We start from the raw sequence: 14,684 nt of genomic DNA on the forward strand, positions 1-14,684 counted from the left end.
TCTGGCCGAGGAAGTTGTTGGACACCAGCGTGGTCAGCTCGGCCCGGTTGGCCGCGATCACCGGCGGCGGAACCATCGAGGCGTACGCGGTCTGGTAGGCGGCAGCGGCAGCCTTGGCCTGGGCGCCGGTCTGGGCGGCCTCGGTCGCGGTGCTCTGCAGCCAGGCGATGTACGGCTCGGCGGCCGAGGCCATGTGAGTCGACGAGGGACCGAGCCAGGTTTCCGTGGTCAGGTTGGTGACCGCGGTCTGGTACTGCGTGGCGGTGGCCTCCAAATCGGCGGCCAGCCCGTCCCACGCCGTGGCGGCCTCCAACAACGGACCAGACCCCGCGCCGGAGTACATCAGCGCGGAGTTGATCTCCGGAGGTATCAGCGAAAAGCTCATCGAAACCTGCTCCCGACTATCCGGCGGCTGCCGCGTTGGCCGCCTCGGTCAACGCGTAGGCGCCGGCGCCGGAGCGCAATGCGGCGACCAGTTGCTCATGCACCGCTGCGGCCTGGGCGGCGATCTGCTGGTACAGCGCGCCGTGCTGAGCGAACTGGGCTGCCGTCATCGCCGAGACGAGGTCCGAGGCGGCCGGCGCCAAGCCCGTCGTCGGGCCGGCGGCGGCGGAGTTGCGCGCAATCATGGCGTCCCCGATACCCGAGAGCGTGCCCGCAGCCCCCTGCAGCACATCTGGTTGTGTAGTGACGAACATCTTGATTAACCCTTTCCCCGAGGCCCAGGCTGACACGTGAGTTGAACAGTATCCGAACCTGGGCGTCTGGACGACCTCCCCTAGAGGGACAGCCACACGTGGTGGCTTTTAAATCGTAGAGCCTTTTCGTCTTTGGCGATAGGCGATTCGGTGAACCCGCGTCGGCGAAAATAGCTCAGTAATTTCTTGGGCTTCTCACAGGGTCTTACCCAAGCTTTCTCACAAGGTTTCAGGCCGGCTTTTGCATTGGCCGGCTGCACCCCTCAACCCGGGGGGCGTCGAGGTCGACGCCCGCGACGTCGCGGCGAGGTGGGCAGGTGGGGGCCTGTATCGTTGCCGCGTGACTGGGCAGCCACCTAAACTTTTCATCTTTCCGCATGCCGGGGGATCGGCCGAGTTTTACGTTCCTTTCGCCAAGGCTTTTGCCAGCGACATCAAACGCGTCGCCGTGCGGTATCCGGGACGCCGCGGTAATCACGACCTCGGGTCATTTACCACCATCGGCGATCTCGCCGACAAGGTTTGCCAGATGATCACGCCGCCGCAAGACCGGCACGACAGGATCACCTTCTTCGGCCACAGCATGGGCGGACTGCTGGCGTTCGAGGTCGCGCGCCGGTTCGAGCGGGCGGGCAGTCCGATTGCGGCGCTGTTCGTCTCGGCCGTCGCCGCGCCGGGCCACGTCGGCTACGAACACGTCCCGGAATCTGACCGCGGACTACTGGACGCGGTGAGTGAGATGACCGGTGTCAACCCCGAGTTCCTGGAAAACGAGGAATTCGCGGCCAGCATCTTGCCGACGCTGCGCGGGCTGAAGGCGATCTCGAAATACGACTGCCCGCCCGGGGAAAAGTTGTCCTGCCCGATCTCTGCGTTCCTGGGCGACGACGACGAAGTCGCGACCCCCGAGAAGGTGCAGCCGTGGTCCCAGCGCACGACATCTGACTTCGCTATGAAGGTTTTTCCCGGCCACCATTTTTATCTGACTGACCACATCGACGAGCTGGCGCATGACGTCGAGACAAAGATTCTGTCCTGTTGTCGAGGTTGAGCAACCTGCTTTCGGCACGACGATTCATCGCACGGCCTGGAGCCAATCACGAACAGGAAACGGTACCGTTCTTCAATTGCCGACTGCGTTTATGTGGCCAACAAATTGGACTTAAATTCCAATAAACCGGATAGCTCGGCCTTCACCAGCCGGCTCGGGATGTCCGCCGGCGGCGCGGCCGACTGTCCAACTGAGCAGTTTGGGGGAAAGTGAAAAACCCCACACCACTGGGGTCGGCGCCAACAAATCCAGCAAACCCCCTCTTCGGCGGAGTTTTCACGGCAGGCACAGCCGCCACAGCGGTGCGGGCCTCGGGTCGGCGCGGGCGGGGCCGCCCGGCGGCGTCCGGTTGGACGTCTGCCACGGTCTCCACCACGCCAAAGTGACCGCAACGCGTTTAATTAATCGGAATTATGAGAAACATCTGACCCTCCGGTAAGGTTGTCGCGTCGCGACTGGGGAGTGAGAGCCTCCGGAAGCGGCTCACTTAGCAAACCTACGGTCCCAGCAATGACGCTGGCTGGAACGGGTCTTATGTTTGGCGCACTTATTGCATTCTTGGGTTTTGGTCCAAGAAGCGCGAGGCCCCTGTTAATCTCCTGCATCACAAGCGCCCGCTAGTTGTTTTGCCGGGCTCTACATCTCGAGGGGTGGTGTCCCGATGGCAGTAACCGAAGCGTCGATTGCCGCAGTACTGCGGGAATGGGCCCGGCAGCAGCCGGAAGCACCGGCATACACGTACATCGACTTCGACGTCGATCCGGCCGGTGACCGGCAGACGCTGAACTGGGGTGAGCTCTACGGCCGCGTCCAAGTACTGGCCGCTGAGATCGCCACGGTCGGCGCCCCCGGTGACCGTGCCGCGATCCTGGCCCCCCAGGGCCTGGACTACGTGGTGGCGTTCTACGGCGCGCTCGAGGCCGGGCTGGTCGCCGTACCGCTACCCGTGCCGCAGTTCGGCGCCCACGACGAGCGGGCCTCGGCCGCACTGCAGGACTGCGCTCCGACTGTCCTGCTGACCACCTCCGCCGTCGTCGACGACGTCGTCGGCTCGGCGCGTTCGCTGCCCGGCAAGGCCCCGGCCCTGATCGAGGTCGACAGCCTCGACCTCGGCGCGGTGCCCAACTTCAACGCCCCGCCTGCGCCGCGGACCAAGAACGCGGTGCTGCAGTACACCTCCGGCTCGACGCTGACGCCCAAGGGCGTCGTGGTCACCCACAAGAACATCCTGGCCAACTGCCAGCAGGTGCGAGAGGACTACTTCGAGGCAGAGGGGGCGCTGCCGCCGCCGGACACCACGCTGGTGTCCTGGCTGCCCGTCTACCACGACATGGGTCTGCTGCTGGGCATCACCGGCGCGCTGACCATGGGCCTGCACTCGGTGCTGATGAGCCCGATGGCGTTTTTGCAGCGGCCTGCCCGGTGGGTCCAGCAGATGGCGCTCAACACCCGTGTCTTCACCGCGGTGCCGAACTTCGCGTTCGAGCTGGCCGCCCGGCGCACCACCGACGAGGACATGGCCGGTCTCGACCTGTCCGGCGTACACACCATCCTGTCCGGCAGCGAGCGCGTGCATGCGGCCACCATCCGGCGATTCACCGACCGCTTCTCGCAGTTCGGCTTCCCGGCCAGCTCGCTGAAGCCGTCCTACGGCCTGGCCGAGGCGATGGTCTACGTGAACTCGTCCGGGCCGGGCCGGCCGCCGACCGTCGCCAACTTCGACTACGAGAAGCTCTCCGCCGGCCACGCGGAGGCCTGTGACAACGAGACCGGGGTCGAACTCGTCAGCGTCGGCGTCCCGCGCGCCTCGACAATCCGCATCGTCGACCCGGAGACCCGGGTGGAGAACCCGGCCGGGATGGTCGGCGAAATCTGGCTGCACGGCGCCAACATTGCCGCCGGCTACTGGCGCAAGCCGCAGCAGACCCAGAAGGCCTTCGGTGGCCAGTTGGTCGACCCGACGCCCGGCACACCGCTGGGCCCGTGGTTGCGCACCGGTGACCTGGGCACCATTCACGACGGCGAGCTGTACATCATCGGCCGGATCAAGGACCTGCTGATCGTCGACGGGCGTAACCACTACCCCGACGACATCGAGGCCACCACCCAGGAGATCAGCGGCGGTCGCGTGGCGGCGATCTCCATCGAGGACGGTCGCACCGAGCGCCTGATCGTGATCGCCGAGATGAAGGACAAAGGCAACACCCAGGAGATGGCGCAGCGGCTCCGCGATGTGAGAGCAAAAGTCACGTCTGCCATTTCGAAGTCCCACGGGCTGCGGGTGGCCGACCTGGTACTGGTTCCGCCCGGGTCGATTCCGATCACCACCAGTGGCAAGATCCGCCGCTCATCGTGCGTTGAGGTTTACCGCCAGGACGACTTCAGCCGGTTGGATTCCACCGCGTAGTGAGGTTCAGACGGCTTTGCGCCGCAACGGGCGTAAAGCCAGTGTCGGCCGACGGATTTTTCGTGCCCGCTGTGCAGGGGGCGCACGTTCGACGAGAGCCGAGTGACGGTACCATTAGACACTTCCGCTGGGTAGAACGTTGTGGGCGCTACGAGGCGAACCGACTGGACACGCCCGGATGACATTGGTGCGCGACGCCGAGGTTCTCGTCGCCCACGATGTAATACGACAACAACTTTCCGACAGACCGGGGGGAGCGCTATGACTGCTGCACCGTCGGACCGTCGGGCCATCATCACCGAGGCGTTACGCAAGATCGACGATCTGACGGCGCGGTTGGCGATCGCCGAGCAGGGTGACACCGAGCCGATCGCGGTGGTCGGCATCGGTTGCCGACTGCCCGGAGGTGCCGATACCCCCGACCGGTTCTGGCGAATGCTGCAGGAGGGCCGCAGCGGCATCGTCGACGTTCCGGCTGAGCGGTGGGACGCCGACGCGTTCTTTGCCGACGACCATTCGCTGCCCGGCACGATTGTCAGCAAGCAAGGCGGGTTCCTCTCCTCCTGGCGCCCTGACGAGTTCGACGCCGAGTTCTTCGGGATCTCTCCGCGCGAGGCCGCAGCGATGGATCCGCAGCAGCGGCTGTTGCTCGAAGTCGCTTGGGAGGCGCTGGAAAACGCGGGCATCACCGCGCCGATGATCCGCGGCACCCAGACATCGGTGTTCGTCGGAATGACGACTTACGACTACACCCTGACCCTGGCCGGACGGCTCCCGCCCGAAGAGGTCGACCCGCACGTCCCGTTCGGCAACGCCGCGAACTTTGCCGCCGGACGGTTGTCCTACTTCCTGGGCGTCCACGGTCCCGCGCTCGTGCTCGACACGGCGTGCTCGTCGTCGCTGGTCACGGTCCACCTGGCCTGCCAGAGCCTGCGCCGGCGAGAGAGCGACCAGGCGCTTGCCGCCGGGGTCAACCTGATGCTGAGCCCGGAGAACAGCGTGGCCACGTCGCGGTGGGGGATGCTGGCCCCCGACGGCCGCTGCAAGACCTTCGACGCCGGCGCCGACGGCTACGTCCGCAGCGAAGGCTGCGGCGTCGTGGTGCTCAAACGGCTCAGTGATGCTGTGCGCGACGGTGATTCGGTGTTGGCAGTGGTGCGCGGGTCGGCGGTCAACCAGGACGGGCCCAGCAGCGGCCAGACGGTGCCCAGCGGTCCGGCCCAGCAGGCCGTGGTGCGCGCGGCGCTGGCCGCGGCGCGGCTGGAGCCATCCGACATCGACTACGTCGAGGCCCACGGCACCGGCACCGCGCTGGGCGATCCGATCGAGCTGGGCGCGCTGCACCAGGTGTTCGGCGATCGCAACGGCTCGGCGCCGCTGGTGCTGGGGTCGGTGAAGACCAACCTCGGCCACCTGGAGTCGGCCGCCGGTATCGCCGGCTTCATCAAGGCGGTGCTCACCGTGCAACACGGCGCCATCCCCAAGCACCTGCACTTCAGCGAGTTGACGCCCAACGCCGTCGAGGGCGCATCGAAGTTCACCATCGCCGCCCACGGCATGGACTGGCCCGCCGTCGAGCGCGCCCGGCGGGCCGGGGTGTCGGCCTTCGGGGTCAGCGGCACGAATGCCCACGTGGTCCTCGAGCAGGCGCCAGCAACCGAACCCGTTGCTGGGCAGCCAGATTCGGTGATCACCACGCTGGTGGTGTCGGGCAAGACCCCGGCGCGGGTAGCCTCCACCGCCGCCACGCTGGCCGACTGGATGATCGGCGACGGCGCCGCGGTGCCGCTGGCCGACATCGCCCACACGCTCAATCACCACCGCACCCAGCACAAGTCGTTCGCCACGCTGGCTGTGCGTGATCGCGCGCACGCCGTCGCCGGTCTCCAGGCGCTGGCGGCCGGCCAGTCGGCGGTCGGACTCGTCGAGCCGCACGAGGGATTGTGTAAGCCCGGAACGGTTTTCGTGTATTCCGGGCAGGGCTCGCAATGGGCCGGCATGGGCCGTCAACTGCTGGTCGACGAGCCGGCGTTCGCCGCCGCGGTCGACGAGCTGGAGCCGCTGTTCCTCGAGCAGATGCGGTTCTCGCTGCACCAGGTTCTCACCGAGGGGCAGCGGGTCAGCGGGGACGCCCGTGTCCAGCCGGTGCTGATGGGTCTGCAGTTGGCGTTGACCGCACTGTGGCGTTCCTATGGCGTGCAGCCCGACGCGGTGATCGGCCATTCGATGGGCGAGGTGACCGCGGCCGTGGTGGCCGGGGCGCTCACCCCCGAGGAGGGTCTGCGGGTCATCGGGATCCGCTCGCGGCTGATGACGCGGTTGGCCGGTCAGGGTGCGGTGGGGCTGCTGGAGATGGATGCCGAGGCGGCATCGACGTTCCTGGCCGACTACCCCGGGGTGAGCCTGGCCGGATTCCTGTCGCCGCGGCAGACGGTGATCGCCGGGGCGGTGTCGCAGGTGGACGCCGCGATCGTCGAGGCCAGCGCCCGGGAGCGGTTCGCGCGACGGGTGAATATGGAGGTCGCCTCGCATACCGCGCTGATGGACCCGATTCTGCCCGAATTGCGTTCGGCGCTGGGCGATTTGAAACCCAACATGCCGAAGATCCAGTTTATCTCCACGGTCGCCGACCCGTCCGCCACGCCAACGCTGGACGCCGACTACTGGGTGGCCAATGTGCGTGAGCCGGTGCGCCTGCACCAGGCCATCACCACCGCCGCCGCGCAGTACGCCACGTTCGTCGAGGTCAGTCCACACCCGACCCTGACCCACGCGATCACCGAGACGCTGGAAACCGAACACCACCACAGCGTCGCGACGTTGTCGCGCAAGGGCGATGACACGGTCAGCTTCCACACCAACCTCAACCGCACCCACGTCATGCGCCCGCCGACGGTGCCGCACCCGCCTGAGCCGCACCCGGTGTTGCCCAGCGCGCCCTGGCACCACACCCGGCACTGGATCAACGCCGAGGACTTCGTGCAGACCACCGAGGCGGCGCCGCAGCACGGCACCCTGCTCGGTCGCCACATCCCGGTCGCCGCGACCCCGCCGGCGCATCTGTGGCAGGCGCGACTGACATCCACGACCAAGCCCTACCCGGGAACGCACCACAACAACGGTGTCGAGATCATCCCGATATCAGTTCTACTGCAAACGCTTTGGGCCGCCGCCAGCGAATACGACGCGGCCACGCTTTCCGACGTTCGGTTCGAGTACCCGATCGTCGTCGGCGAGCCGCGCTCCATCCAGGTGGTTGCCGACGGTGCATCGGTCATCGTCTCGTCGAGCGCGGGAGGCGCCGGTTGGATCCGGCACGCCAGCGCGCGGATTTCGCGTGCGGAGTCTTCGGCGAGCGCCTCGGAGGCGACCGCCGCGCCGGGCGCGACGGACGCCGTTTTCGACGACGAGTCGCTGACGTCGTTCTGGCAGACCTGGGGCAGCGAAGGCCGCCCGTTCGGCTGGTCCGTCTGCTCGTGCCGCTCGAAGGGCGGTGAGCTCAGTGCCGACATCGAGCTGACCCCATCCCGGGCAGTCGGGGCGTCGTCAGTTGCCTTGCTGGACGCCGCAATTCACCTCGCCCGTCTGCTGGACAGCGACAACCAGCGGCTGATGGTTCCGGCGGCGGTCGCCGGCATCGCGTTCAGCGGCGAACTCGCCGACACCCGCGGCCGCATCGAGGTGCGCCGTCGCGGCGGTGACGACGAGGAACTCGTCGTCGACATCACCGCAACGGCGCCCGACGGCGGCGTCCGCATCGCGGTGCGCGGGCTGCGGTTTGCCGCGGTGGACTCCAGCGCCGCCGGGCGTCCCGAAGATCCCGCGACGATGGTGCACGCCATCGACTGGCAGCCGTTCACACCGGACGTGGACCACGACGGCCCAGCCGCCGGCTCGGGCTCCGTTGCGATCCTGGGCGACAACGACATTGCTGCCCGCTTGGGCGACGGCCTGGCCCAGCACGGGTACACCGCCACCGCCATCGCCGACGCGCGCTACGTGCTCTATGTCGCCGGGCCGAGGTCGGGCGAAAGCGATGTCGATGCCGCGGTGCGGATGTCGATGGAGCTGGTCGACCTGGTTCGCGGCCTGGCCGAGCGCGACCAGAGTCACCCGGCGACGCTGTGGATCATCACCCGCGGTGTGCGGGACGGCAGTTCGGACACCGCGGTCGCACAGAGCCCGCTGTGGGGGACGGCCGGCGTCATCCGGGCCGAGCAGCCGCAGTTGTGGGGTGGTCTGATCGACGTGCCCGAGGACGCGTCGATCGGTTCGCTGCTGCCGGCGCTGGCCCCGATGCTGCGCACGCCCGCGAAGTCGATCCTGTCGTTGCGCGACGGCGAGTTCTTCGCGCCCGCTCTGGCAGGGCTGGCCGGCTTACCGGTCCGCGAGCCGCTGCGCTGCCGCCCCGACGCGGCCTACCTGATCACCGGTGGCCTCGGTGCCCTGGGTCTGCTGACCGCGGAATGGCTGGCCGATCGTGGCGCCCGTCGGGTGATTCTGGCCGGTCGCACCGCGCTGCCGCCGCGCCGTGACTGGGACAGCGACACCGTCGACGCCGCCACCGGAGAGAAGATCGGCGCCGTCCGGGCGCTGGAAGCCCGCGGCGTCGCCGTCGAGGCCGTCGCACTCGACATCGGCTCGCCCGAGGCGATGGCCGCGCTTTTGGCCAAACGTGACGACGAGGGTGCGGTGCCGATCCGCGGTGTCGTGCACGGCGCCGGCATCACCGACGCCGAGCTGTTCACCGAGCTGGACGAAGGCCGGCTGCGGCAGACGGTCTGGCCGAAGATCGCCGGCGCGCAGGTACTGCACCGGGCTTTCCCGCCGGGCAGCCTCGACTTCATGTTCTTCACCGCCGCTGCCGGCGCGGTCTTCGGTGTGCCGGGCCAGGGCGCTTACGCCGCGGCCAACGCCTACCTCGACGGCCTGGCCCAGCTGCGGCACCGGCAGGGCTGCCACACCGTCAGCCAGGACTGGGTGGCCTGGCGCGGCCTCGGCTTCGGCGCCGAAGCGCAGATCGCGCTTGCCGAACTCGAGCGGTTCGGATCGCGGGCGATCAGCGCTGACGAGGCCTTCGCCGCTTGGGACCACTTGGCGCGCTACGACGTGGCGCAGGCCGTCATGGCGCCGATGGCGTCGAGTTCGACGGCCGCTGGGTCCGGTGCCGCCGAACCGCACGCGGACATCCCGGCCTGGTCGGAGATGGCGCCCGAGGACATTCGCGCCCAGCTGCAGAGCGGGTTGCGGGCCATCCTGGCCCGCGAGCTGCAGCTGGCTGAGGCCGACCTGGACTCCGACCGGCCGTTCGCCGAATACGGGCTGAACTCGGTGATGGCGATGTCGGTCCGGCGCGACACCGAATTGTTCGTCGGGATCGAGCTGTCGGCGACCATGCTGTTCAACTACCCGACTATCGTGGCGCTCGCCGAACACCTTGCGAAAAAGGTGAGGCCGCAGCCGGAATCCGAGAGCGATCACGACGTCTTGGGTGATTCGGACGGCGGCGTGTTGAGTGATCTGTTCGACAGCGTGGAGTCGGCGCCGGCTGGCAGTGAAAGGGGCATTTGATGACGTCCTCGTATGACGAGGAAGCGCTACGCCACTGGCTGGCCGATTACCTGGTGACCACCGTCGGATGCAGTCCGTACGACATCGACTTCGACGCGCCGATGAGTGACCTGGGTCTGGGTTCGCGTGACGCCGTGGTGCTCTCCGGCGAGCTGTCCGAACTGCTCGGCCGCAAGGTCTCACCCGTCGAGTTCTGGCAGCACCCGACGATTGCCGACCTGGCCCGGTTCCTGACCGGCGCCGAAGCGCTGGCCGCCGAGGCCGAGGTCGAGGCCGCCCGCAGCCAGCTGGACGGGCCGATCGCCGTGATCGGCCTGGGCTGCCGGTTCCCCGGCGGCATCTCCGGACCCGAGGAGTACTGGCAGTTCATCTGCGAGGGCCGCAATGCGGTCACCGAGGTGCCGGCCGAGCGCTGGGCGCCGTTCGACGACGGCACTCCCGAGGTCGCCGCGGCGCTGGCGAACACCACCCGCTTCGGCGGCTACCTGGCCGACCTCGACGCCTTCGACGCCGAGTTCTTCGACATCTCCGGCCGCGAAGCCACCAAGATGGACCCGCAGCAGCGCATGCTGCTCGAAGTCGCCTGGGAAGCACTCGAGCACGCGGGCATCCCGCCGAGCTCGCTGCGGCGCTCGCAGACCGGCGTGTTCGCCGGCGCCTGCTACACCGACTACGGCTACGTCGCGGGCATGGATCTGACGAACGTCGACGCCTGGACCAACTCCGGTGGTGCGCTGAGCATCATCGCCAACCGGCTGTCGTACTTTCTGGATTTCCGCGGGCCGTCCGTCACCGTCGACACCGCGTGTTCGTCGTCGATCGTGGCCCTGCATCTGGCCTGTCAGAGCCTGCGCATCGGTGACTCCGACGTGGCGCTGGCCGCGGGTGTCAACCTGATGCTGGCGCCGTCGGTGGTCCGCGCCTTCGACCAGACCGGCGCGTTGTCGGTCACCGGCGCATGTCGTGCGTTCGACGCCGACGCCGACGGGTTCATCCGTGGTGAGGGCTGCGGGGTGGTGGTGCTCAAGCGCCTGAGCGACGCCGTGCGCGACGGCGATCGGGTGCTGGCCGTGGTCCGCGGGTCGGCGGTCAACCAGGACGGCCGGTCCAACGGCCTGCTGGCGCCCAACCCCGCCGCCCAGATGGCGGTGCTGCGCTCGGCCTACACCAACGCGGGTCTGGCGCCGCAGGACGTCGACTACGTCGAGGCGCACGGCACCGGCACGCCGCTGGGCGACCCGATCGAGGCGCGTGCGCTCGGCACTGTGCTGGGCCGCGGTCGCGCCGAGGACGCGCCGCTGCTGATCGGCACCGCCAAGACCAACCTCGGCCACCTCGAGGCCGCCGCGGGGATGGCCGGCCTGATCAAGACCGTGCTGGCGATACATGCCGGCAGCATCCCGCCGAACCTGCATTTCCACACCCCCAATCCACACATCCCGTTTGATCAGTTGCGCCTGAAAGTGGTTGCCGAGCAAACGAAATGGCCGGAGACGGGCCAGCCGCGGCGGGCCGGCGTCTCATCTTTCGGGTTCGGTGGCACCAATGCGCACGCGGTGATCGAGCAGGCGCCCCCCGGTATGCCGGTGATCTGTGAGGCCGACCCGGCCGTCACCACGCTGGTGGTGTCGGGCAAGACGCCGGAACGGATCTCGAGCCAGGCCGCGTCGCTGGCGGCCTGGCTGGCGGGTGCCGGCGCTGACGTGCGACTGCCTGACGTGGCCCACACCCTGAGCTATCACCGTGAGCGGCATGCCCAGTTCGCCACGGTATGCGTCCGCGATCGCGAGCAGGCGATCGCCGGCCTGCAGGCGTTGGCCGATGGCCGATACACCGATGGTGCCGACGGAATAGTCGGCCCGCGCGACGAGAACTACGGCTCTGGAACGGTTTTCGTGTTCTCCGGACAGGGCTCGCATTGGGCGGGCATGGGCCGGCAGTTACTGGCCGACGAGCCGGTTTTCGCCGAGGCGATCGCCGAGCTGGACCCGATTTTCGTTGAACAGGTTGGATTTTCGTTACAGCAGGTCATCGCCGACGGCGAGCCGATCAGCGGCGATGCGCAGGTCCAGCCGGTGTTGATGGGCCTGCAGTTGGCGCTGACCGAGCTGTGGCGCTCCTATGGCGTGCACCCCGACGCGGTGATCGGCCACTCGATGGGTGAGGTGACCGCGGCGGTGGTGGCCGGTGCGCTGAGCGTCGTCGACGGCCTGCGGGTGATCGCGATCCGGTCGAAGCTGATGTCCACGCTCGCCGGTCAGGGCGCGGTGGCGCTGCTGAAACTGGACCCCGAGGCGACCGAGGCGTTGATCGCCGACTATGCGGGCGTCACTGTGGCGGGCTACATTTCGCCGCGCGAGACGGTGATCGCGGGCCCGGTGGCCCCGGTCGACGCGGTGGTCGACGCGGTGAGCGCGCAGAACAAGTTCGCCCGCCGCGTCAACATGGAGGTGGCCTCGCATACCGCGTTCATGGACCCGATCCTGGGCGAATTGCGCACGGCGCTGAAGGATTTGGCCCCCGAGATCCCCACCATCCCGTTCTATTCGACGGTGCTGGAGGGCTTTCAGTCGCCGATGCTCGACGCCGACTACTGGGTGGCCAACGTGCGTCAGCCCGCGCGGCTCAGCCAGGCCGTCGCCGCTGCCGCCGAAGAACATGGCACGTTCATCGAGGTCAGCGCGCACCCGATCCTGACCAACGCCGTCGGCGACACGGTTGAGCCGGGCACTGCCCACCTCAGCGTCGGCACGCTGTGGCGCGACGGTGACGACACGGTGCGCTTCCACACCAGCCTGAACACGGTGCACACCAGCCATCCGCCGCAGACCCCGCATCCGGTCGAGCCACACCCGGTCTTGCCGACCACGCCGTGGCACCACAGCCGGTTCTGGGTCAGCGCCCGGCCGATCGCGCCGGTCAGAAGTGGTGTCGCGGTTGCAGGTTCGGGGACGCCGGCAGAGGGGCCGATCCCGTCGCAGTGGTATGTGAACCTGGCCTGGCCGGCCCGCGAGCTGTCCACGACCCACGGCGACGCCGACGCCTCCTGGCTGGTCATCTCCGACTCCTCCCTGGGCGACGAAATCGGCCGGGAGCTCGGCGACGAATTCGCCGCGACTGCTGAGCCGACGTCGTTACTGGCCGACGGCGCCGACCCGGCCGCGATCACCGACGCGCTCGCCGGGGTCACCCACGTGTTGTACGCGCCGCAGGTCACCGGTGACCAGTTCGACTTCGAATCCGGCTACCAGCTGTTCAACGCCGCGCGACGGCTGGCCGCTGCGATCGCCGAAATGGGCGTGGCGCCAAAGCTCTACCTACTCACCCGCAACGCCCAACCGGTCAGTGACGGCGATCGGGCGAATGCCTCGCAGGCGGTGCTGTGGGGCCTTGGCCGCACGCTGGCGCTGGAGCACCCCGAGTTCTGGGGCCGCGTCATCGACGTCGACGAGTCGGTGCCAAACGCGCCGGCCGCCCGCTACGTCGTCGCCGAGGCCGGCGCCGACGATCACGAAGACCAGGTCGTCTACCGGGCCGGCGTCCGCCGCGTCCCGCGCCTGCAGCGGGGTATGCCGCCGTCGACCCCGCCGGCCGAATTGTCCGCTGAGAAGAGCTATCTGGTGATCGGGGCGACCGGCAACATCGGTCCGCACCTGATCCGGCAATTGGCCGACTCGGGCGCGGGCACGGTGGTCGCGGTCTCGCGTAACCCCGGTTCCAAGCTCGACGACCTGGCCGCCGGCCTGGCGCCGTCGGGCACCACCCTGCTGACGGCCGCCGCCGACGCGGCCGACGAATCCGCGATGCGTGCGGTGTTCGAGCGATTCGGCGCCGACCTGCCGCCGCTGGCCGGCATCTACGTGGCGGCGTTCGGCGGTGGTCCGACCGAGCTGCTGCAGATGACTGAAGCCGATGTCACCGCGATGTTCCGGCCCAAGCTCGACGTGGTGGCGCTGCTGCACCGGCTTTCGTTGGGCCACCAACTCGAGCAGTTCGTGCTGTTCTCGTCGATCTCCGGGCTGACCGGGTCGCGCTGGCTGGCGCACTACACCGCGACCTCCACGTTCCTGGACACCTTCGCGCTGGCCCGCCGGGCCGCCGGCCTGCCGGCCACGGCGATCAACTGGGGTCTGTGGAAGTCGTTGTCCGACGGGCAATCCGAGCAGGAGCGGCAGGTCACCCTGGCCTCTGGTCTGGAGCCGATGGCCGACGACGTCGCGATCAAGGCACTGCCGTTGCTCACCGGGCCGGGCGCGGGTTCGCGACCGACGGTCGTCGCCGCCGACTGGCCGATGCTCGCGGCCGCCTACCGGACGCGGGCCGCGTTGCGCATCGTGGACGACCTGCTCTCGACCGAGAGCGCGGGCGACCAGGGCCCCGCCCTGCGCAGCACCGAGTTCCGGGATGCGTTGCGGGCGGCCGACCCGGCGCGACGGCACGCCATCCTGCTCGATCACGTCACCGCGCAGGTTGTCGGGGCGATGGGGCTGGCGTCGGCCCAACTGCTCGATCCGGCCGCGGGATTCTTCCAGTCCGGCATGGATTCGCTGATGAGTGTGACGCTGCAGCGCTCGCTGTCGGACAGTTTGGGCGAGACGCTGCCGGCCTCAGTGGTGTTCGACTATCCGACCGTCGAGGCGTTGTCGGACTACCTGGCCGCCCTTCTTCCGGAAGTGGCCGAGGCGGCCGAAGACGACAACGCGGACGCCTATGACGATTTCAGCGACGACGAACTGTTGAAACAGCTGTCGGAGAGGCTGGGTTGAGCGGGATGACTGCACCGCCAGACCGTCGGGCGATCATCACCGAGGCGCTTCGCAAGATCGATGACCTGACGGCCCGGCTGGCGATCGCCGAACAGGCCGACCTGGAACCGATTGCCGTGGTGGGCATGGCCTGCCGACTGCCGGGCGGGGTCAACAACACCGACGACTACTGGCAACTGCTGCAGGAGGGC

The 14,684-nt window shown here is 68.4% G+C and carries 7 protein-coding genes; 5 read left to right on the top strand and 2 right to left on the bottom strand.

Annotated features, from left to right (window positions below):
- A partial coding sequence (locus tag AC2VOG_RS11825; protein WP_486940086.1) for a PPE family protein occupies nucleotides 1–385 on the bottom strand: 385 nt, incomplete at its 3' end.
- Nucleotides 386–401: 16 nt separating this feature from the next.
- A complete protein-coding gene (locus tag AC2VOG_RS11830) occupies nucleotides 402–698 on the bottom strand; it encodes a PE family protein (protein ID WP_486940087.1) in 297 nt (98 codons plus the stop codon).
- A gap of 340 nt (nucleotides 699–1,038) precedes the next feature.
- Here AC2VOG_RS11830 and AC2VOG_RS11835 point away from each other — a divergent pair, with 340 nt between their 5' ends.
- The 5 genes from AC2VOG_RS11835 to AC2VOG_RS11855 form a co-directional block, all read left to right on the top strand.
- Complete coding sequence (locus AC2VOG_RS11835) at nucleotides 1,039–1,749, top strand: thioesterase II family protein (RefSeq protein WP_486940088.1); 711 nt, start codon at nucleotides 1,039–1,041, stop codon at nucleotides 1,747–1,749.
- Nucleotides 1,750–2,410: 661 nt separating this feature from the next.
- A complete protein-coding gene (locus AC2VOG_RS11840; protein ID WP_486940089.1) occupies nucleotides 2,411–4,156 on the top strand; it encodes an AMP-binding protein in 1,746 nt (581 codons plus the stop codon).
- 261 nt (nucleotides 4,157–4,417) lie between these two features.
- Nucleotides 4,418–9,727, top strand: coding sequence for a type I polyketide synthase (locus AC2VOG_RS11845; RefSeq protein WP_486940090.1), 5,310 nt, complete (start codon nucleotides 4,418–4,420; stop codon nucleotides 9,725–9,727).
- Nucleotides 9,727–14,493: an SDR family NAD(P)-dependent oxidoreductase gene (locus AC2VOG_RS11850; RefSeq protein ID WP_486940091.1), complete on the top strand. Its 4,767-nt coding sequence runs from the start codon at nucleotides 9,727–9,729 to the stop codon at nucleotides 14,491–14,493. The genes AC2VOG_RS11845 and AC2VOG_RS11850 overlap by 1 nt, the downstream gene beginning before the upstream one ends.
- A 5-nt stretch (nucleotides 14,494–14,498) precedes the next feature.
- Nucleotides 14,499–14,684 (top strand): beta-ketoacyl synthase N-terminal-like domain-containing protein (locus AC2VOG_RS11855; protein WP_486940092.1); only part of this gene is annotated, 186 nt, incomplete at its 3' end.

The organism is Mycobacterium sp. TH-M11, assembly GCF_057473725.1.

Bases quoted from the DNA above. Each gene is read 5' to 3' on its own strand.
- AC2VOG_RS11830 (WP_486940087.1), bottom strand. From the start codon at position 698: ATGTTCGTCACTACACAACCAGATGTGCTGCAGGGGGCTGCGGGCACG.
- AC2VOG_RS11845 (WP_486940090.1), top strand. From the start codon at position 4,418: ATGACTGCTGCACCGTCGGACCGTCGGGCCATCATCACCGAGGCGTTA.
- AC2VOG_RS11840 (WP_486940089.1), top strand. From the start codon at position 2,411: ATGGCAGTAACCGAAGCGTCGATTGCCGCAGTACTGCGGGAATGGGCC.
- AC2VOG_RS11850 (WP_486940091.1), top strand. From the start codon at position 9,727: ATGACGTCCTCGTATGACGAGGAAGCGCTACGCCACTGGCTGGCCGAT.